The sequence below is a fragment of the Extibacter sp. GGCC_0201 genome, assembly GCF_017566055.1.
Classification (GTDB): domain Bacteria; phylum Bacillota; class Clostridia; order Lachnospirales; family Lachnospiraceae; genus Extibacter.
Genome location: NZ_JABFCH010000001.1, coordinates 257,806 through 279,516 on the forward strand (window position 1 = coordinate 257,806; position 21,711 = coordinate 279,516).

Genomic DNA, 21,711 nt, shown 5'->3' on the forward strand with positions numbered 1-21,711 from the left:
AGAAAGGGATGTAAGAGAAGAAATGTCTAAGAAACAACAAAAAACAAAGTTCGTGACTAAGGATATACTGAAAAGTTCCATAACAGGAGCTTTGAAGAAGCTGAATCCGAAATACATGGTTAAGAATCCGGTCATGTTCGTAGTAGAGATAGGCTTTGTGCTGACCTTGCTTATGACGATAGTTCCAACTATATTCGGCGATGATGCTTCGCCTGGTTATCTGCGGACATACAACGGGATTGTCTGCGTCATACTTCTGATTACGGTATTATTTGCTAATTTCGCTGAATCTGTTGCGGAAGGGCGCGGAAAGGCACAGGCAGAATCACTTAAAAAGACAAAACAAGACACGCAGTCCAGGCTGATCGGCAGGGATGGGACAGAACGCACCGTCAACGCTTCACAACTGAAGAAGGACGACATCGTACTCGTAAAAGCCGGAGAAGTGATTCCAAATGACGGCGAGGTGATCGAGGGTATCGCATCTGTAGATGAATCGGCAATCACCGGGGAGTCGGCGCCTGTCACCCGCGAGGCAGGAACAGATTTTTCATCCGTTACCGGCGGAACGACGGTAGTCAGCGACTGGCTGAAGATACGAATCACCTCCAGGCCGGGAGAATCCTTCCTGGATAAGATGATAGCACTTGTAGAAGGGGCGTCCCGTCAGAAGACACCGAATGAAATCGCACTGAACACACTGCTTGTCGGGCTTACGGTCATCTTCATGATTGTAGTCGTATGCCTCTATCCATTCGCTACCTATTCAGGGGTACAGATACCGGTATCTACGATGATTGCTCTTCTTGTATGTCTGATACCGACGACGATAGGCGGGCTCTTGTCTGCCATTGGCATAGCAGGGATGGACCGGGTGACGAGATTTAATGTGATTGCCATGTCCGGCAAAGCGGTAGAGGCGTGTGGTGACGTCGATACGATGATTCTGGACAAGACAGGGACGATTACATTCGGCAACCGGCTGGCAGCAGAGTTCTATCCCGTACAAGGCAAAAGGAAAGAAGACCTGATCGATTATGCTGTAATGACTTCCCTCAGCGACCCGACGCCGGAAGGGAAATCCACCGTAGAGCTGGCACGGAGCCTGGGAACCAGGATTGATGACAATGCTGCTGATCAGATAGAATTTATAGAATTTACCGCACAGTCTAAGATGTCCGGAGCCAACCTCCCTAATGGTTCCATCATCAGAAAAGGAGCCGCGGATGCCATCAAAGCTATGGTGAGGGAGAATGGAGGCGGCATTCCACAAGATCTGGATGAGATCGTGGAAAGAATAGCAGGTCTTGGAGGGACGCCTCTTGTAGTCTCGGCAGACAATGTGATATATGGTGTCATCTACCTGAAGGATACCGTTAAGCCGGGGCTTGTCGAAAGGTTCCAGAGACTGAGGGATATCGGCATAAAGACCATCATGTGTACCGGAGACAATCCGCTTACGGCCGCCACGATTGCAAAAGAAGCCGGCGTGGACGGGTTCATTGCAGAATGCAAGCCGGAAGACAAGATTACGGCAATCAAGAAAGAGCAGGCAGAAGGCAAGCTCGTAGCGATGACGGGCGATGGTACGAATGATGCTCCGGCACTTGCACAGGCTGATGTCGGGCTTGCCATGAATTCTGGTACCTCTGCAGCAAAAGAGGCTGCGAATATGGTGGATTTGGATTCGGATCCGACGAAGATTCTGGAAGTAGTGGAGATAGGCAAGCAGCTTTTGATAACAAGAGGTTCGCTGACCACGTTCAGTATTGCAAACGATGTGGCAAAATACTTCGCTATCATCCCGGCAATGTTTACGCTGGTGATACCGCAGATGCAGATGCTCAACATTATGAATCTGACGACTCCGATGTCGGCAATCTTATCGGCGCTGATATTCAATGCGATTATCATACCATGTCTGATTCCTATCGCTATGAGAGGCGTCAAGTATAAGCCGATGAGTGCAGAGCGCATGCTTTTGAAAAATATGGGAATCTATGGATTGGGCGGCATTATCGTGCCATTTGCAGGTATTAAGCTGATTGACTGTATCGTCGCACCTTTATTGTCGGTGCTTGGAATATAGGAGGGAAATACAATGAAATCATTTTTAAAATATCTGAAAAGTGCTGTGATGCTGACCGTACTGATGCTGGTCGTCTGCGGGCTTGCATATCCTGCGGCACTGACCGGGATTGGGCAGGCAGTCTTCCCGCATCAGGCGAATGGAAGCCTTGTGACCGCAGAAGGTGAAAAGACAACAGAATCTGACAAGGCGATAGGTTCTGCGATTGTAGGGCAGGACTTTTCCGGTGACGCAAGATATTTCCAGGGCAGGGTATCAGGGGTCAATTATAACGTATATACGCAGGAGGATAAAGAAGACGGCACATATGCGGGTGTCGGCTCCGGCGGTTCAAACCTGGCCCCTTCGAATGAGGAGCTGAAGAAACGGGTAGAAGACTCTGTGGAACAATTCCTTAAAGAGCATCCGGATGTAAAGAAGGGAGAGATTCCCGCCGACCTCCTGACTGCATCAGGATCCGGCATGGATCCTGACATCACCCCGGAATCGGCGAAGATACAGATTCCTGCCATCGCTGAAGCTACCGGGCTGAGTGAAAGGGAACTTGAAGATATCGTAAGCCGCAATACAGCCGGCAAGACGCTGGGCGTGTTCGGGCATGAGAGAGTCAATGTCCTGAAATGCAATCTTGAAGTCGCCAAGGCGCTTGGAGAGATATAGTCTTAACTGTCGTCAGTCTACAATGGCTGGCGGCAGTTCTTTTGCGTATGAAAAGGAGGATGCAGATGAATAGCGACAAAAGGCCAAGTTCAAAAGAAATGCTTGAAAAGATTCAGGCGGAAGAAGAAAAGGTACATCGAAAATCATTTGGAAAGCTTAAGATATTTCTCGGGTATGCGGCCGGAACCGGCAAGACGTATGAGATGCTGGAGGCCGCCAGGGAACTTCAGCGCAGCCATGTCGATGTAGTGGCAGGATACGTAGAGCCACATGCCCGTCCGGAGACGGCTGCCCTGCTTAACGGTATAGAACAGATTCCTTTTCTGATGGTGGATTATAAAGGAGTAAAGATACGGGAGTTTGACTTGGATGCGGCTCTAAAGCGCAGGCCGAAAGTCCTTCTGGTCGATGAGCTGGCTCATACGAATGCACCGGGCTGCCGCCATCAGAAAAGATACCAGGATATCGAAGAACTGCTGGAGCACGGGATAAATGTATATACGACGGTCAATATCCAGCATCTGGAAAGCCTCAATGACAACATTGCAAGCATAACTACGATTCAGATGAAAGAGAGGATACCGGACAGCATTTTTGACAAGGCAGAGCAGGTAAAACTGGTAGACATCGAACCGGAAGACCTTATCCAGCGCATGAAGGAAGGCAAGATATATCAGGGCATGCAGGCCCAGAGGGCACTCCAGAATTTCTTTACGAGGGATAAGCTTGTAGCGCTGCGTGAGATAGCCCTGCGGCGGATGGCAGACCGGGTGAACCACCTTGCGGAGGAAGAGAAGAAACGACTGGGGAGCAGCGGGTTTTCTACCGGCGAACATGTGCTGACCTGCATATCTCCTGCGCCGTCCAATGCAAAGGTAATCCGTGCGGCGGCTCGTCTTGCCTATGCGTTCCATGCAGAGTTTACCGCTCTGTACGTAGAGACGAGAAGCCTTCAGAATGCAGACGAAAAAGTGAAAAGACGAAGAGACGACAACATACGTCTTGCAAGGTCGTTAGGAGCGAAGATCGTAACTGTAAACGGCGAGGATGTGGCGAGGCAGATTGCGCAATATGCCAAGGTCAGCAATGTGACGAAGATCGTCATGGGCAGGACGGCACACAGGATTCTGTTTGGGCAGACAAGAAAGACGCTTGTCGAGAGTCTGAATCAATATGCGCCATCGCTGGATGTCTATATCATACCGGATCTTCAAAGCGGCATCGGACAGAAAGTCTCTGTCGCCGCCGGTGCGGGAAAAGGCCTTAAAAGCGTGAAGGGTTCCGACTTTATAATCATGGGGATAATGATGGCGGCAAGCACAGCAGCCGGGCTTCTTCTCAGCCGCCTGCAGATGACAGAGGCCAATATTATAATGGCATATCTGCTGGGCGTCATGCTGACCGCAATCAATACACAGGGCTATGTATGTTCGGTGCTGGCGTCTGTCTTAAGCGTGCTGCTCTTCAACTATTTTTTCACCATGCCCCACTATAGCCTCCAGGCATATGACGCGAGCTATCCGCTGACTTTTGCCATGATGTTCGCGGTGAGCCTCCTGACGTCGTGGAACATGTCGAAGATTCAGAAGCAGAATGAGGAGAATGCCAAACGGGCATACCGCACGGAGATACTGCTTATGAACAGCAAGAAGCTCAGGCGTGTAAAGAGCCGGAAAGAGATCGGCAATGAACTGGCATCACAAATCCAGAAGCTCATGAACTTTACCGTTATCGTATATATGAAGTCAGGCATGCAGATACAGGAGCCTTCTATCTACCTGAGAAGCGGTATTGACAGTCAATGCAGGGACAGGCTGATACGAGATTATACGTCCAAAGAGGAACGGGCGGTAGCGGCCTGGGTATTTGAAAACGGCCACCGTGCCGGATGTACGACACATACGCTGCCAAACGCCAAAGCCATCTATCTCCCTGTCATGGACAGTGACAATGTGTCGGCAGTCGTAGGGATGGTATTGGAGGAAAGAAGAGAAATAGGAACATTTGAATATGATTTGATATGTGCAATGCTGGGGGAGGCTGCACTTGTGTTTGAAAGGATTCAGAAGATGGAAGATATGGCACGTAATTCTTTCACAAAATGATTGATTTTTAGAGGGATGTCTAGTAGAATTAATCCTAGTAGTGCTGGGAGGAAGAAAGAATGACTGAAATTACAAGAGTAGCGCTGGATGCCATGGGCGGTGACAATGCCCCGGCCGAAATGGTCAAGGGTGCTGTGGATGCCGTTGCCAGAGAGAAAAGTATCAAAGTCTATCTCGTCGGTAAGGAAGAGGCCATCCAAAAGGAGCTGGAAGGCTTAAGCTACGACAGAAGCCAGATTGAAATCGTGAATGCCACAGAGGTGATAGAGACGGCAGAACCCCCGGTCAATGCCATACGCAGAAAAAAGGACTCTTCCATCGTTGTCGGCATGAAGATGGTAAAAGCCGGCGAGGCAGACGCTTTCGTGTCAGCGGGAAGCTCGGGTGCCATCCTCGTCGGAGGGCAGACGCTCGTCGGAAGAATCAAAGGAGTAGAGAGGCCGCCGCTTGCGCCGCTCATCCCGACAAAGACAGGGGTTTCCCTCCTGATAGACTGTGGGGCCAATGTGGATGCAAGGCCGTCACATCTCGTACAGTTTGCCAAGATGGGATCCATCTACATGGAGAGTATCATGGGCGTGGAACGTCCCAGGGTCGGGATAGTCAATATCGGGGCAGAAGAAGAGAAGGGCAATGCGCTTGTAAAAGAGACGTTCCCCCTCCTGAAGGAGACGCAAGGCATTCATTTTATCGGAAGCGTAGAAGCGAGGGATATCCCTCACGGGGTGGCAGACGTCATCGTGTGCGAGGCTTTTGCGGGAAATATCATACTTAAGCTTTATGAAGGGGTAGGAGATGTCCTCATCAAAAAGGTGAAAGCAGGAATGATGACAAGCCTGAGGAGCAAAATCGGAGCACTCCTTGTCAAGCCGGCCTTGAAAGAGACGCTGAAGGCGTTTGATGCAAGCGAGCACGGCGGGGCGCCTCTGCTTGGCCTGAACGGGCTGGTGGTAAAGACACACGGAAGTTCAAAGTCTAAGGAAGTCACGAATACGTTGATACAGTGTGTTACGTTCAAGCGGCAGAGGATTAATGAAAAGATTAAAAATTGTATTCAAACGGATGCTGCATCCGCTGAATAAAGACTACTCTATGGAATAAGAAAGGAAGAAATGGTATGGAATTTGAAAAGTTACAGGAAATCATTGCAGATGTATTGAATGTTGAGGCAGGGGACATTACAATGGAGACGACTTTTGTAGATGATTTGGGGGCTGATTCCTTAGATATTTTCCAGATAATTATGGGAATAGAAGAGACCTTTGATATCGAAATCGATAATGATGATGCGGAGAAGATCGTATCAGTAGGCGATGCGGTGGAACAGATTAAAAATGCGACAAATAACTAGGCATATAAGATGCGTAAAAAGCCCGGTAGGGCTTTTTCGCATTATGAGGAGAGCAGCGATATGAATCAGGATCTGAAGCAACTGGAAAATAGAATCGGCTACACATTCAAGGATTTCGGCCTGCTGAAAAAGGCGATGATGCACAGTTCATATGCCAATGAGCAGCATCTGCACAAGTATGAATGTAACGAACGGCTCGAATTCCTCGGCGACGCGGTGCTGGAACTCGTATCCAGCGAATTCTTGTTCTATGAGCACACGAAGATGCCGGAAGGGGAACTGACTAAGACGAGAGCCGGAATGGTATGTGAGCCTGCACTGGCGTTCTGCGCCAGAGAGATACAGATTGGAGATTTTCTTCTGCTTGGAAAGGGCGAGGATGCGACAGGAGGGCGCAAGAGGGAGTCTATCACGTCTGACGCGATGGAAGCTCTGATCGGAGCGATATATATAGATGGTGGTTTTGCTAATGCGAAAGAGTTTATCGAACGGTTTATTCTGAGGGACCTGGAGAACAAGAAACTCTTTTTTGATAGCAAGACTATCCTGCAGGAGATTGTACAGGCCAACTTTAAGGATGTGATAACATATCATCTTATTGGAGAAGAGGGCCCTGACCACGACAAATCTTTCCTTGTATCCGTACACATCGGAGAGGAAGAGTACGGTACGGGACGCGGACGGACGAAGAAGGCGGCCGAGCAGGAAGCTGCCTATCAAAGTATTCTGAAGCTGCACGAGAAGAACATAAAGTAGGTGGAGTATGTATTTAAAGAGCATAGAAGTGCAGGGATTCAAGTCATTTGCACATAAGATAAAATTTGATTTCCACAACGGCATAACAGCAATCGTAGGGCCGAACGGGAGCGGGAAAAGCAATGTCGCGGATGCGGTCCGGTGGGTGCTTGGCGAACAGAGGGTCAAGCAGCTGCGCGGAGGCAGCATGCAGGATGTCATCTTTTCGGGAACAGAGAACCGGAAGCCTCTGAGCTACGCATCTGTAGCAATCACTCTGGATAATTCAGACCATCATCTTCCGATAGACTACGAGGAAGTGACGGTGGCCAGAAAGCTCTACCGTTCGGGAGAGAGTGAATATCTGATCAACGGCGGCGCCTGCCGCCTTAAGGATGTCAACGAGCTGTTCTACGATACCGGGATCGGAAAGGAAGGATATTCGATCATCGGTCAGGGACAGATTGATAAGATATTGAGCGGCAAGCCGGAAGAACGCCGGGAATTGTTCGACGAGGCGGCCGGCATCGTAAAGTTCAAACGGCGCAAGAACATGTCCGTGAAGAAACTGGAGGAGGAACGGCAGAACCTTCTCAGGGTCAACGATATACTGTCTGAGCTGGAAAAACAGGTAGGCCCTCTTGAGAGGCAGGCGGAAAAGGCACGAGAATACCTGAAGAAGAAGGAAGTGCTGAAGAAGTATGACATCAATATGTTTCTGCTGGAGACGAGACGGTTAAGCGACCAGATAAAGGGGATAGACGACAAGCTTGAAACCGCACATGCGGAGCTTGATGACGCCGGCGGCCGCTATGATGAGATGAAGTCAGAGTATGAATCGGTAGAAGAACAGGTAGACAGCATCGACGCATCGATAGAAAAGGCAAAAAGCCAGCTGAATGAGACAAATATGCTGAAGCAGCAGCTGGAGAACCAGATTGCGCTGTTAAAGGAGCAGATCCACAGCGCGCATATGAACGATGAACATTACGACCAGCGGGCCAAGACGATCGAGAGCGAGATTGCGGAGAGGGAAAAGCAGCTTTCCGAACTTGTGAAAGAGCAGGAGAGCATCCAGGCGGAACTGGATGAAAAGGGCAGGCTGGAACGTGACGCCAGAGCACAGCTCATTGAAGTAGAGACGAAGATAGCGACGCTGACGGCTTCTATAGACAGCAACAAGAAGGACATCATCGAACTGCTGAACAACAGAGCATCCACCAAGGCCAAGATCCAGCGCTATGATACGATGCTGGAACAGATACAGGTGAGGAAAAGCCAGATGAACGATCAGGCGGCGGAGTCTGTGAAAGAGGCCGCCGAGCAGGAAGTACACCTGGAGAGGTTCCGTAATGAGCTGGAAGAGATTTCAGGCCAGATTATCGAACTGACCGAAGAGAGCAGTACATACGACGACAAGATTAAGGAACTTCAGGATAAGCTGGCGGGACAGACCGAGCAGTTCCGCATCGGACAGACCGCATACCACAGGGAGCAGTCCAGGCTCGAGTCTCTAAAAAATATCACGGAACGGTATGACGGCTACGGCAACAGCATCCGGAAAGTGATGGACAACAGAGAGAAGGAACAAGGGCTTCTCGGAGTCGTGGCAGATATCATCAAAGTCGGCAAGGATTATGAGATAGCCGTAGAGACTGCGCTTGGCGGAAGCATACAGAACATTGTCACGGCAGATGAGGACACGGCGAAACGCATGATCCAGTTCCTGAAACAGAACAGGTTCGGGAGGGCGACGTTCCTTCCGCTTACAAGCATCAAGGCCAACGGTGGAATCTACAGGCAGGAAGCGCTGAAAGAGCCCGGCGTGGTCGGGACCGCGGATAAGCTCGTCAAGGTGGAGGAACGATTCCAAGGGCTGGCAGAATATCTCCTCGGGAGAACGCTTGTCGTGGACCACATCGACCATGGCATAGCCATCGCACGCAAGTACAGGCAGTCTATCCGTATCGTAACGTTGGAAGGAGAGCTGATCAATCCGGGTGGATCCATGACCGGGGGAGCTTTCAAGAATTCCAGCAATCTGCTGAGCAGGCGCCGTGAGATAGAAGAATTTGAAAAGACGGTCCGACATCTCAAGAAGGAGATGGACGAGCTGGAGGCGGCCTCCGATGCGCTGCGGCAGGAGCGTGCCGGGTATTATGACAGGCTTGAAGAGCTGAAAAGCAGTCTGCAGAAAGCATATGTCATCCAGAATACGGCGAAGATGAACGTAGACCAGGCGGAGGCGAGAATCCGTTCTGCCAGAAATTCCGCCTCAGCCCTGACAAAGGAAGCCGGGGAGCTGGACGGGCAGATTACGGATATCATCGACAATCAGGAGTCCATCAATGTAGAGCTTGATACTTCGGAAAGCCTCGAAAAGGAGCTCACTGACAGAATAGAGGAAGAGCAGAAGATTCTGGAAGGCGTGCGGGAAGAGGAGAGCCGGAAGCAGAAAGCCGCGGAAGAAATCCATCTGGCTTATGCGGGCCTTGAGCAGAAATATGCGTTCCTGCTTGAAAATACGGAACGTATAAAAGACGAGATCGTCAAGTTCCAGGAAGAGTTAAGTGAGCTTGAAGTCAATAAAGGCGGCACATCCAGAGAGATAGAAGAAAAGCAGGAACAGATAGAAGATTTAAAAGACACGATTCTGAATTCAAAAGAGCTGTTCACCGAAATCCAGCAGGAAATTGAAAGGTTCAAGCAGGAGCGGGAAGACTTGAACAAGAAGCATAAAGTATTCCTCCAGAAAAGGGAAGACCTGTCCCGCCATATGTCAGAGCTGGACAAAGAGATATTCCGTCTTGAGAGCCAGAAGGAAAGTTACGAGGACGCATCTGAAAAGCAGATGAATTATATGTGGGAAGAATACGAGGTCACGTACAACCATGCGCTTGAGATAAGGGATGAGACGCTTACGGACCTTGCAATGATGAAAAAGCAGACACAGGTACTCAAAAGTGAGATTAAGGGACTTGGCGATGTCAATGTCAATGCCATCGAGGATTATAAGAATCTGTCGGAGAGATATGAATTCCTGAAAAACCAGCATGATGACCTTGTCGAGGCGGAAGCCACGCTCTTGCAGATTATAGAGGAACTTGATGAGGCTATGCGCAAGCAGTTCAGGGAACAGTTCGACCTGATATCGGTAGAATTCGACCATGTGTTCAAGGAACTGTTTGGCGGAGGCAAAGGCACGCTTGAGCTGATGGAAGATGAGGATGTCCTGGAAGCCGGAATCCGGATTATCGCTCAGCCGCCGGGCAAGAAGCTGCAGAATATGATGCAGCTGTCAGGCGGCGAGAAAGCGCTCACTGCAATCGCTCTGCTTTTCGCCATACAGAACCTGAAGCCGTCGCCATTCTGCCTTCTGGACGAGATTGAGGCGGCTCTCGATGACAGCAATGTCGTAAGATTTGCGAAATATCTGCATAAACTGACGAAGAATACACAATTTATAGTTATCACGCATAGAAGAGGGACCATGACAGCTGCAGACAGGCTTTACGGAATAACAATGCAGGAAAAAGGCATATCAACCATGGTATCCGTAAGTCTTCTGGAAGAACAGCTGGATAAATAGGAGGGGTTATGTCCGAAGAATTGATTATGGAAGAAGAAACAATGGAATCTGAAGAGAAGAGAGGATTTTTCAGCCGGCTCGTATCAGGCCTGACAAAGACGAGAGACAACATCATCTCCGGCATGGACAGCATATTCAGCGGATTCTCCAAGATTGATGAAGCGTTTTATGAGGAGCTGGAAGAAGTGCTCATCATGGGAGATCTTGGTGTCCAGGCGACAGACAGCATACTGGAAGACCTCAGAGAAAAGGTGAAGGCCATGCACATCAAAGAGCCGTCCGAGTGCCGCCAGCTCCTTATCGACAGTATCAAGGAGCAGATGGATATCGGTGAGGCTGCTTATGAATTTGAAGATAGGACGTCTGTCGTGATGGTCATCGGGGTAAACGGCGTCGGAAAGACGACGACGATCGGCAAGCTTGCAGGGAAGCTCAGAAGCCGGCATAAAAAAGTGGTACTTGCGGCGGCGGATACGTTCCGCGCTGCTGCAGGGGAGCAGCTGAAGGAATGGGCAGACCGGGCGCAGGCAGAGCTGATCGGCGGGCAGGAGGGATCAGACCCTGCGTCTGTCGTATATGACGCGGTGGCGGCGGCAAAGGCCCGCCATGCGGACGTGCTCCTGTGCGATACGGCGGGCAGGCTCCACAACAAGAAGAACCTGATGGAAGAGCTGAAGAAGATGAACCGGATTATTGACAGAGAATTTCCGGATGCATACAGGGAGACGCTTGTCGTCCTCGATGCCACGACCGGACAGAACGCTCTTATGCAGGCCAGAGAGTTTAATGAAGTCGCCGATATCACGGGTATCATCCTGACGAAGATGGACGGGACCGCTAAGGGAGGTATCGCGGTAGCCATCCAGGCAGAGCTTGGAATACCGGTCAAATATATCGGTGTAGGAGAGACGATCGAAGATTTGCAGAAGTTTGAAGCAGATACATTTGTTAACGCGTTATTCACGACTGAAAAGCCGGAAGAATAAATACGAGAAAAAAGGGAGGCATTCGTATGATGACACTAGAGAAATTCGAGCAGGCAAGCGAGCTCGTAAAGAAAGTAACCAATCCCACCAAACTGGTCTACAGTGAATATCTGAGCCAGCCAAGCGGCGGAAAGATATATCTGAAGCCGGAGAATATGCAGTATACAGGTGCATATAAAGTAAGAGGTGCTTATTATAAGATCAGTACCCTGTCAGAAGAGGAACGCGGGAAGGGCCTTATCACCGCCTCGGCAGGCAACCATGCCCAGGGGGTGGCCTATGCGGCTCAGAAATATGGGTGTAAGGCGACCATCGTCATGCCGACGGTGACCCCGCTCATCAAGGTAAACCGTACAAAGAGCTACGGTGCCGACGTAATCCTTCACGGGGACGTATACGATGACGCGTGTGACCATGCCCTAAAGCTGGCGGAAGAGAACGGTTATACGTTCGTTCATCCGTTTGACGACCTCGACGTCGCAACCGGGCAGGGGAGCATCGCGATGGAAATCGTTCAGGAGCTGCCCACGGTAGATTACATACTGGCTCCTATCGGAGGCGGCGGACTGATCTCGGGGGTATCTACCCTCGCGAAGATGCTGAATCCTAAGATCAAGGTCATCGGCGTGGAACCGGCGCAGGCAGCCAGCATGACGGCGGCGCTCGCCGAAGGCGCTCCAGTCACGCTGCCAAGTGCCAATACGATAGCAGACGGCACGGCTGTGAAACGGGTCGGCGAAAAGATATTCCCATATGTGCAGGAGAATGTCGACCAGATAGTTACGGTGGAAGATGATGAACTGATAGGCGTATTCCTTGATCTCGTAGAGAATCACAAGATGGTCGTGGAAAATTCCGGGCTGCTCACTGTAGCCGCTCTGAAACAGCTGGACTTAAAAGGAAAGAAAGCGGTAGCAATCTTAAGCGGGGGCAACATGGACGTGATTACGATGTCCTCTATCGTTCAGCATGGACTGATACAGAGAGACCGTATCTTCTCCGTATCCGTGCTCCTTCCGGATAAGCCGGGCGAACTCGTACGCGTCGCGTCCACGATAGCAGATGCCCAGGGAAACGTAATCAAGCTGGAACACAACCAGTTCGTGAGTACGAACCGCAACGCGGCGGTGGAACTGCGTATCACCATGGAGGCATTCGGCACAGAGCATAAGCATGAGATTATGCAGGCGCTGGAAGATGAGGGATTCCGTCCAAGAGAAATCGGTGCAAAATTATATTGATGTAAAGGGGATATGCATATGGAACATCACATTCCACAGAAAGGAGAGTGCTACCGCCATTTTAAAGGGAACCGGTATCAGGTTCTGGCGGTAGCCACCCATTCCGAAACTGCCGAGCAGCTTGTCATCTATGAGGGGCTCTGCGGGGAACACCCGGTATATGCCAGACCGATCGAGCAGTTTATAAGCAGGGTAGACAGGGAGAAATATCCAGACACAGCGCAGGAGTATCGTTTCCAGCTGGAAGAAGAGGATGTAGATTCCAGTGGACAGGAGCGGAACCTGATTATGGAGTTTCTGGATCTGGATACGAAAGAGGAAAAGGTTGAATTCCTGCAGCGGGAGAGGATGAACATGACAGGAGACTTCTTAAGCGCGGCGGCCATGAGCCTGGACTATGTGGAGAACAGCGAAGACGTGGATCTGCGCTATGAAGACCTGATGCATTATCTGAGGACCTTGATACGATTTGAAAACAGGAGGGGAAGGTAAGAAACAAGTAAGCTGTAAGTAAAAAAGATGCGAAGAATGCAGACTTCGCATCTTTTTTGCATCTTTACTTTAATACTATTTTAATACGTCAGGCCTCTCCTTTAACACCTATTTTATCCGGCTGCTGTTATGATTTACTTAGTTAAGAAGTAACAGTCCAGGAGGTAAGGAATGATGAAGAGCAGAGAAAAAGGCCAGATCAGCAGGGAAGAGCAGGATTTGGGCAGTCTGTGCAGTATGATAAAGGAATATGTTGAGAAGAATGACTGGGCGGCCTGTATGGAGCAGATTCCAAAATATATGGAGCTGTATCCCGACAGTGCTGTTCCGCACAACCTGATGGGAATTGTGCTGGAAAGCCAGGGGAAGCACCCTGAGGCCATGAAGCATTTTCGCGCCGCATGGTCGCTGGATTCTACCTTTGTTCCGGCGAACCGTAATATGGATGCCTATTCGATGTATGACAGGAAAGGAGAGGTAGAGCCCGCCTATACGATGGAAGACTGTATGCCAAAGCCGGAACCGGGAATCATCCAAAAGACGGGTTTTTTCCTGAGGAGCCTGCTGATGGTGCATCCGAAAAAAGCAGGCATGGCTTAGAAACCTAAAAAATCTTGCGCGTTATGGAATTATGAAGTAAGATATACGCAGGTGAAAATGATGGAATCAGAAGAATATAAAAGAGACCCGGATTTGTTTTTGAAGCAGATTCTGGAAAGCGAAAAGGAACAGCGCAGACGTGGAAAGCTGAAGATATTTTTTGGATATGCAGCAGGCATAGGGAAGACCTATGCCATGCTGCAGTCTGCGCATAATGCGAAAGAATCAGGAATAGATGTGGTGGCAGGCTATATCGAACCTCATACGAGGCCGGAGACGATGGCTCTGACACAAGGGCTGGAAATGCTGGCGATTAAAGAAGTGAAGTATCGTAATCTGGTGCTGGAAGAATTCAATCTGGAAGCGGCGCTGGAACGAAAGCCTGAACTGATTCTTGTAGATGAGCTTGCGCATACGAACGCGGCAGGATGCCGCCATGAAAAGCGGTACCAGGATATCAAAGAGCTGCTTCAGGCAGGCATCAATGTCTATACGACGGTCAATGTACAGCATTTAGAGAGTCTGAATGATTCCATCGCTGGTATTACCGGTATTACCGTAAGAGAACGTATCCCGGATTCTGTGTTCGACAAAGCGGAACAGGTAGAGCTGGTTGATATAGAGCCGGAGGAGCTCCTGGAGCGGATGAAGGAGGGCAGGATATACAGCGAGAGTCAGGCAAACAGGGCGATGTACAATTTTTTCACCAAGGATAATCTCATCTCCCTGAGAGAAATTGCGCTGCGGAGAATGGCAGACCGCGTGAACCTTGCCCAGGAGGAGATGGCTCATGCCAAGAGCGAGACAGCAGAGCACATCCTTATCTGCCTGTCCCCGTCACCTTCCAATAGCACGGTGATTCGTCAGGCGTCCAGGATGGCCGCGGCTTTCCATGGCAGATTTACGGCACTCTATGTAGAGACGCCGGAAGCATCTGATATGCCGAGGGAGGATATCCGGCGGCTGAATGAGAATACCCGGCTGGCAGAACAGCTCGGTGCAAAGGTCGTAACCTCGTATGGAAGCGATATCGTGGAAGAGATTGCGGCTTATGCGAAAGTTGCCCGTGTCACGAAGATTGTGCTTGGCAGGACCTACACAAAACGAAGGCTTCTGTTTATAAAAGACAGCTTTTCAGAACAATTGAGCAGGCTCGCCCCGTCTCTGGAGATCTTCCTGATTCCGGATGCTTATGACAGGAAGTACAGATCGGTGAGAAGAAGGAGACAACCGGATGTCCAGCAGAAAAAGATATGGACAGACGCGGGGATTTGTGCGCTGAGCCTCTTATGCTCAACGGGGATTGCATTTTTGCTGAACCGTTTCTTTGGATTCAGCGCGGCCAATATCGTGATGGTGTATATGATAAGCGTCCTCATGTCTGCCGTATTCACAAGCCGGCAGATATGGGGAATCATCGCAAGCGTGATGAGCATTCTCATATTCAACTTTTTCTTCACGGAGCCCTACAAGACGTTGCAGGTAAATGACCCCGGCTATCTCATCACTTTCTGTGTCATGTTCATAACCGCTGTCATCAGTTCGGCGCTGACGAAAAAGGTAAAGGATTATGCACGGCAGAATGCGAAGAAAGCATACCGTACCGAGATACTTCTGGAGACAAGCCGTAAGCTTCAGGACGCAGGCTCCCTCGAAAACATCGCTGAGCGGACAGCACAACAGCTGAATATGCTGCTGGAGCGCAACGTCTACTTCTATCTTGGAAAACCTGGGAAAAGCAGCCGTCCGGTCGTCTGCAAGGCAGATGAGGAAGCCGGTGACACGCTGGACGATTCGGAACTGGCAGTAGCTCAGTGGACGTACCGGAATAATAAACACGCCGGCTTCTCCACACAGACGTTCCCGGGTGCCCGTTGCCTGTGCATGGCGGTACGCAGCACGGATAAAGTATTTGCTGTCGTCGCAATCGATATGGACCACAGGGACATCTTGGCGTTTGAGGAGGGTATCATGGGTGCAATCTTAAATGAAAGTGCATTTGCCCTGGAAAAAGAAGAATTGATCATTGAGAGGAAAGAGGCAGACATGAAGCTTCAGAAAGAACAGCTGAGGGCTAATCTGCTTCGCTCCATATCACATGATCTGCGGACCCCTCTTACGAGCATTTCAGGCAATGCAGAGACGCTCATGGGAAATGACGGCCAGCTTGGCTCTTTGCAGAGAAAGGCTATCTATAAGGACATATATGACGACTCTATCTGGCTCATCAATCTCGTTGAAAATCTTCTGTCGGTCACAAGAATCGAGAACGGTTCCATGAAACTGAACATACAGGGAGAGATTGTGGAAGATGTCATTACAGAAGCGCTCAGGCATGTGAACCGCAGGGGGAGAGACCAGAATATCCGGGTGGAGTGTGATGAAATTTTGATGGCACGGATGGACGTGAAGCTTATGATACAGGTGATTATCAATCTTATAGACAATGCGGTCAAATATACGCCGCCGCATTCTGAGATAGTGATAAAGGCGAAGCGTATCGGAAACAGGGCTGCCGTCTCTGTCTCCGACAACGGGCCGGGCATTGTGGACAGTGAGAAGCCAAAGCTGTTCCAGATGTTTTATACGACCCGCAATACGGTAGCGGACGGCAGACGTGGAATGGGGCTGGGACTTACGCTCTGCCAGGCGGTTATCAATGCCCATGGCGGAGAGATAAAAGTATTCGACAACGTCCCGAAGGGCACCATTTTCAGATTCGAACTTGAAGTGGAGGATGTAATATTATGACAGCAAACGGTAAACCTTATGTTCTTGTGGTAGAAGACGACGCGCCGGTCAGAAATCTGATTACCACGACGCTGGAGTCTCAAAATTATAAATATATGACATCCGTCAACGGCGGCCAGGCGGTTATGTCCGCAGCTTCCGGAAATCCTGATATCATCCTTATGGATCTGGGGCTGCCGGACATGGACGGTGTGGATGTAATCAGGAAGATACGCACATGGTCTGTCGCCCCCATCATAGTAATCAGTGCAAGAAGCGATGATAAAGACAAGGTAGATGCACTTGACGCCGGGGCGGATGACTATCTTACCAAGCCTTTCAGTGTGGAGGAGCTCCTTGCCAGGCTGCGCTCTACCCTTAGGCGGATACAGTATCTTACCCAAAAGGGGGACAGTGAGGCGAGCGTATTTCACAATGGCAGCCTGACCATCGACTATGGGGCGGGAACCGTGTATGTAGGTGAGCAGGAGATTCATCTGATGCCGCTGGAATACAGCCTTCTCTGCCTGCTGGCCCAGAATGTAGGCAAGGTGTTGACGTATCAGTTTATTCTGGATAAGGTGTGGGTCAATGCGATTGAAAGCGATATGTCGTCGCTTCGTGTATATATGGCTTCCCTCCGAAAAAAAATTGAAAAGGACAGCGGCCAGCCACAATGTATCCAGACACACATCGGTATCGGATACCGGATGGTCAGACTGAACTGAAGGGGCAGGCCCTTAGCCGCAGGAGTGTATCGATGACGGAATCAGGCGGCGTAAGAGCCTGCTTCTTTTTTTGTCTTGACACGGAATGTATAATTGTATACAATTATACATATTGAGACGGTACCATGCTAAAGTGCCGTACTATTTGATATAAAGGAGAGATGATGATGGAAGACAGGAAAGTGTATCTTGATAAACATACGAATCTATTGCAGCTGGAGGAGCATATGTATCCGCTTGTGGATGTGGAGAAGCCCAACGTGTTCCGCAACTTGTTCCACTATGACGAGATACCGAAGATTGCATTTAATGACCGTATCGTGCCGCACAGCATGCCGGATGAGATATGGATTACAGATACGACCTTCCGGGACGGACAGCAGTCCAGGGCTCCTTACAGTACGGAACAGATAGTGACCATGTTCGATTATTTCCACAGAATCGGAGGGCCAAAAGGGAAGATAAGGCAGTGCGAATTCTTCTTATACAGCGGCAAAGACAGAGACGCGGTATACAGATGCCTCGAGCGGGGATATGAGTTCCCGGAAGTGACGAGCTGGATACGGGCGAGCAGGAAGGACTTTGAGCTTGTCAAGGAGATTGGCCTAAAAGAGACAGGGATCCTTGTGAGCTGTTCGGACTATCATATATTTTACAAGCTGAAGATGACAAGACGCGAGGCGATGGAGCATTATCTTTCTGTAATACGTGAATGCCTGGAGACGGGAATCCGCCCAAGATGCCATCTGGAAGATATAACAAGGTCGGATATCTATGGTTTCGTCATTCCGTTCTGCCTTGAGCTGATGCATCTGATGGAGGAGTATAAGATACCGATAAAGATACGTGTGTGTGATACGATGGGGTATGGCGTGAATTACCCCGGTGCAGTGATTCCCCGTTCGATACCGGGCATTATCTATGGGCTGCGTGTCCATGCCGGAGTTCCGAGCAGCCTGATCGAATTCCATGGACACAACGATTTCTATAAAGCCGTAAGCAATTCGACGACTGCGTGGCTGTATGGGGCCAGCGGGGTAAACTGCTCCTTGTTTGGAATCGGGGAGAGGACCGGCAATACTCCGCTTGAGGCGATGGTATTTGAGTACGCCCAGATCAGGGGGACGCTAGACGGCATGGATACGACAGCGATTACAGAGCTTGCGGACTATTATGAGAAGGAAATCGGCTACAGGGTTCCGTCCAGAACTCCATTTGTCGGAAAGAACTTTAATGTGACAAGGGCCGGCATCCATGCAGACGGGCTATTGAAAAATGAAGAGATTTATAATATATTTGATACGGAGAAGTTTTTAAAGCGGCCTGCGCTTGTAGCGGTATCCAACACTTCCGGCCTGGCGGGCATCGCCCACTGGATCAATACATACTACCGTCTGCGGGAAGATGAACAGGTGGATAAGGGTTCAGAGCTGGTGGCGATGGTAAAAGCCTGGGTCGACAAAGAGTATGAAGACGGACGTGTCACTGTGCTGACGGACGAGGAGCTCACAAGTGTCATTGACAGTACCTGTGAACAGCTTGGCATCCGCCTTAAATAATTGATTGGGGGTAAGGAGAAGCAATGGAAGAGTATCAGGACCGTTCTCTGCGGGGAAAGGTTTTCCAGAAGCTGAGGGAGGATATCCTCTCCGGGGTATATAAAGAACATGATGAGCTGAGGGAAATCACGATAGGAGAGACGCTGGGTGTCAGCAGAACTCCGGTCAGGGAGGCGCTGCGCCAGCTGGAGCTTGAGGGGCTTGTCACGATAGTGCCGAACAGAGGTGCTTATGTAACCGGCATTACGCAGAAGGACGTGCATGACATCTATAAGATTCGCTCGATGCTGGAAGGGCTCTGTGCTCATTGGGCGACGGAGCATATTGCAGAGAAGCAGATTGAAGAGCTGGAGGAGATCATACTGCTGTCCGAATACCATCTGAGGAAGAAGGGAAACGAGCAGGCGGAACAGGTGAGCGAACTGGATGGAAAGTTTCATAAAGTCTTGTATGAAGCGTCAGATAGTCGTATACTGGAACATGTATTATCTGATTTTCATAAATATGTACAGATGGCGAGAACGATGTCCGTAGGTGCGAAGGAGCGGGCGGAAAAGTCCATCGAGGAGCACCGGGCCATACTGGAAGCGATCAAGCAGAAAGATGCCGACAGGGCGGAGCGGCTCGCCAACGAACATATTATGAAGGTGATGGAGAACCTTCACATAGAGGAGTAAAAAGAAAAGGAGAGTTACAGAAAAATGGCAAAAATCAAGATGGCAACACCAATCGTGGAGATGGACGGTGACGAGATGACAAGAATCCTCTGGCAGATGATAAAAGAGAATCTGCTGGAGCCCTTTGTCGAATTGAACACGGAATATTATGATCTCGGGCTTGAGCACAGAAATGCAACCGATGACCAGGTGACGGTAGACTCTGCAAACGCGACGAAGAAGTATAAAGTGGCCGTAAAGTGTGCGACCATCACACCGAATGCCGCCCGTATGGAGGAATACGACTTAAAGGAGATGTGGAAGAGCCCCAACGGGACGATCCGCGCTATCCTTGACGGGACGGTATTTAGGGCGCCTATCGTAGTCAAAGGGATTGAGCCATGTGTGAAGAACTGGAAGAAGCCGATTACGATTGCGAGGCACGCCTACGGTGACGTATACAAAGGTGCTGAGATGAAGATTCCGGGCGGAGGGAAAGTAGAGCTCGTCTATACGGCAGATGACGGCAGTGAGAGCCGGGAGCTGGTACATAATTTTGATGAGGCCGGCATCGTTCAGGGGATGCACAATATCAATGGATCGATAGAGAGCTTCGCGCGCAGCTGCTTCAATTACGCACTGGATATCGGGCAGGACCTCTGGTTTGCCACGAAAGATACGATTTCCAAGAAGTATGACCACACATTCAAGGATATTTTCCAGGAAATCTTTGAAGAAGAGTATGAGGATAAGTTCAAAGAGGCGGGCATCACCTATTTCTACACGCTTATCGACGATGCGGTTGCCCGTGTCATGAAGTCAGAGGGCGGCTATATCTGGGCGTGCAAGAACTACGACGGAGATGTGATGAGCGACATGATATCCTCTGCCTTTGGGTCTCTTGCGATGATGACCTCTGTGCTCGTTTCCCCGGAAGGATACTATGAGTACGAGGCGGCCCACGGCACCGTGCAGAGACATTACTATAAGCACCTGAAAGGGGAAGAGACGTCCACGAACTCCGTAGCCACCATCTTTGCATGGTCCGGCGCGCTCAGAAAGCGCGGAGAGCTGGACGGCAGCAAAGAGCTTATGGAGTTTGCAGACAAGCTTGAGAAGGCGACGATAGATACGATAGAAGAGGGCCGGATGACAAAAGACCTGGCACTCATCACTACAATGGAGAATCCGACGGTGCTGGACAGCGAGGGATTTATCAAGGCAATTGCGGAAAAGCTCGCATAGATTGACAAGAATAACCTATTTTGGTACGTGATCTTTTTCAAAAAGGTTACGTACCAAATCGTGTTTTGTGGTGTACCTAAGTGGCGGCAGGCCTGTACCAAAAGACAAGGGTATGCAAAAAGTAAGACACCAGATGTAAGGACGAAAAGGGGAGAAACAGGATGAAGATACTGATGATTAACGGAACCAATCGGAAGGGGTCCACATATACGATAGGAAAGATGTTTATTGAAAAGACGGCGTCTGAAGGTGATACGGTGAAAGAACTGTTCCTGCCGAAGGATATGCCGGAATTCTGCCGGGGGTGTGCCGTGTGCATCCGCCAGGACGAGAAGAAATGTCCCGATTATCTCATATACATGCGCCGGCTTACGGAGATGATCGACGAGGCGGATCTGCTCGTGTTCACAACTCCGGTTCTTGTATATCACGTATCCGGCCAGATGAAAGCGTTTCTGGACCACTATGGATACCGGTGGATGGTGCACCGCCCGGAAGCGTCCATGTTCCGGAAACAGGCAGTGTGCATCACCACGGCAGCCGGAGGCGGTATGAGGAAAGCGCTGCGGGACTTGACAGACAGCCTGAGATATTGGGGTGTGGCAAGAATATTCACTTACGGCATCGCCGTAGGCGCAGGGATAGACGACAGCAACAGAGAAAAGATAGAGACAGCGGTCAATAATCTTGCATTGAAGATAGAGCATGATACGTCGAAGGTGATGCCGTCACTGCGGGTTAAAGTCTTGTTCCACATTATGAGAATCCTGCAGAAAAAGACAGGTACGACAGAAGTGGATAAGAGGTACTGGGAAGAAAAGGGATGGCTTGGAAGAAAACGCCCATGGAGATAAATAGAATTGTCAGAATTGATAGGGGTCAGACCCCTGGGTCGTGTAAGATAAAGTGTGTAATTAAGAAACTAATCTAATTGCACACTTTGTT

General features: G+C 49.9%; 17 protein-coding genes. All 17 read left to right on the forward strand.

Annotated elements, in window-relative coordinates:
- Positions 1–22 precede the first annotated feature (22 nt).
- Positions 23–2,089, forward strand: coding sequence for a potassium-transporting ATPase subunit KdpB (kdpB, locus tag HJV72_RS01185; protein ID WP_208068005.1), 2,067 nt, complete (start codon positions 23–25; stop codon positions 2,087–2,089).
- Between the two features lie 12 nt (positions 2,090–2,101).
- On the forward strand, positions 2,102–2,749 hold the full coding sequence (gene kdpC / locus HJV72_RS01190; RefSeq protein WP_208068006.1) for a potassium-transporting ATPase subunit KdpC: 648 nt from the start codon (positions 2,102–2,104) through the stop codon (positions 2,747–2,749).
- Between the two features lie 65 nt (positions 2,750–2,814).
- The gene (locus HJV72_RS01195; RefSeq protein ID WP_208068007.1) at positions 2,815–4,854 is read left to right on the forward strand and encodes a DUF4118 domain-containing protein; all 2,040 of its coding nucleotides are present in this window, start codon (positions 2,815–2,817) and stop codon (positions 4,852–4,854) included.
- 59 nt (positions 4,855–4,913) lie between these two features.
- Positions 4,914–5,936 (forward strand): phosphate acyltransferase PlsX, encoded by a 1,023-nt coding sequence (gene plsX / locus HJV72_RS01200; RefSeq protein ID WP_208068008.1) that lies wholly within the window; start codon positions 4,914–4,916, stop codon positions 5,934–5,936.
- A 35-nt stretch (positions 5,937–5,971) separates the two neighbouring features.
- Positions 5,972–6,205, forward strand: coding sequence for an acyl carrier protein (gene acpP, locus HJV72_RS01205; protein WP_006444189.1), 234 nt, complete (start codon positions 5,972–5,974; stop codon positions 6,203–6,205).
- Between the two features lie 60 nt (positions 6,206–6,265).
- Complete coding sequence (gene rnc, locus HJV72_RS01210; protein WP_066575971.1) at positions 6,266–6,961, forward strand: ribonuclease III; 696 nt, start codon at positions 6,266–6,268, stop codon at positions 6,959–6,961.
- Positions 6,962–6,968: 7 nt separating this feature from the next.
- Positions 6,969–10,529, forward strand: coding sequence for a chromosome segregation protein SMC (gene smc, locus HJV72_RS01215; protein WP_208068011.1), 3,561 nt, complete (start codon positions 6,969–6,971; stop codon positions 10,527–10,529).
- An 8-nt stretch (positions 10,530–10,537) separates the two neighbouring features.
- Positions 10,538–11,515, forward strand: a complete 978-nt coding sequence (ftsY, locus tag HJV72_RS01220) for a signal recognition particle-docking protein FtsY (RefSeq protein WP_208068018.1) — start codon at positions 10,538–10,540, stop codon at positions 11,513–11,515.
- A gap of 26 nt (positions 11,516–11,541) precedes the next feature.
- Positions 11,542–12,756: a threonine ammonia-lyase gene (ilvA, locus tag HJV72_RS01225; RefSeq protein ID WP_208068019.1), complete on the forward strand. Its 1,215-nt coding sequence runs from the start codon at positions 11,542–11,544 to the stop codon at positions 12,754–12,756.
- An 18-nt stretch (positions 12,757–12,774) separates the two neighbouring features.
- Positions 12,775–13,248 carry a DUF1653 domain-containing protein gene (locus HJV72_RS01230; protein WP_243765476.1) on the forward strand — a complete coding sequence of 158 codons (474 nt, stop codon included), beginning with the start codon at positions 12,775–12,777 and terminating at the stop codon, positions 13,246–13,248.
- 171 nt (positions 13,249–13,419) lie between these two features.
- Positions 13,420–13,848, forward strand: a complete 429-nt coding sequence (locus HJV72_RS01235) for a tetratricopeptide repeat protein (protein WP_227184520.1) — start codon at positions 13,420–13,422, stop codon at positions 13,846–13,848.
- A 57-nt stretch (positions 13,849–13,905) separates the two neighbouring features.
- Entirely contained in the window at positions 13,906–16,599 is a 2,694-nt protein-coding gene (locus HJV72_RS01240; protein WP_208068021.1) for a sensor histidine kinase, read from the forward strand.
- Positions 16,596–17,306: a response regulator gene (locus HJV72_RS01245; RefSeq protein ID WP_208068022.1), complete on the forward strand. Its 711-nt coding sequence runs from the start codon at positions 16,596–16,598 to the stop codon at positions 17,304–17,306. The genes HJV72_RS01240 and HJV72_RS01245 overlap by 4 nt, the downstream gene beginning before the upstream one ends.
- 167 nt (positions 17,307–17,473) lie before the next feature.
- Positions 17,474–18,865 (forward strand): 2-isopropylmalate synthase, encoded by a 1,392-nt coding sequence (locus HJV72_RS01250; RefSeq protein WP_208068023.1) that lies wholly within the window; start codon positions 17,474–17,476, stop codon positions 18,863–18,865.
- Positions 18,866–18,888: 23 nt separating this feature from the next.
- Complete coding sequence (locus HJV72_RS01255; RefSeq protein WP_208068025.1) at positions 18,889–19,542, forward strand: GntR family transcriptional regulator; 654 nt, start codon at positions 18,889–18,891, stop codon at positions 19,540–19,542.
- Between the two features lie 24 nt (positions 19,543–19,566).
- Positions 19,567–20,766 (forward strand): NADP-dependent isocitrate dehydrogenase, encoded by a 1,200-nt coding sequence (locus tag HJV72_RS01260; protein ID WP_208068027.1) that lies wholly within the window; start codon positions 19,567–19,569, stop codon positions 20,764–20,766.
- Between the two features lie 161 nt (positions 20,767–20,927).
- Positions 20,928–21,620, forward strand: a complete 693-nt coding sequence (locus HJV72_RS01265; RefSeq protein WP_208068029.1) for a flavodoxin family protein — start codon at positions 20,928–20,930, stop codon at positions 21,618–21,620.
- Positions 21,621–21,711: the final 91 nt, after the last annotated feature.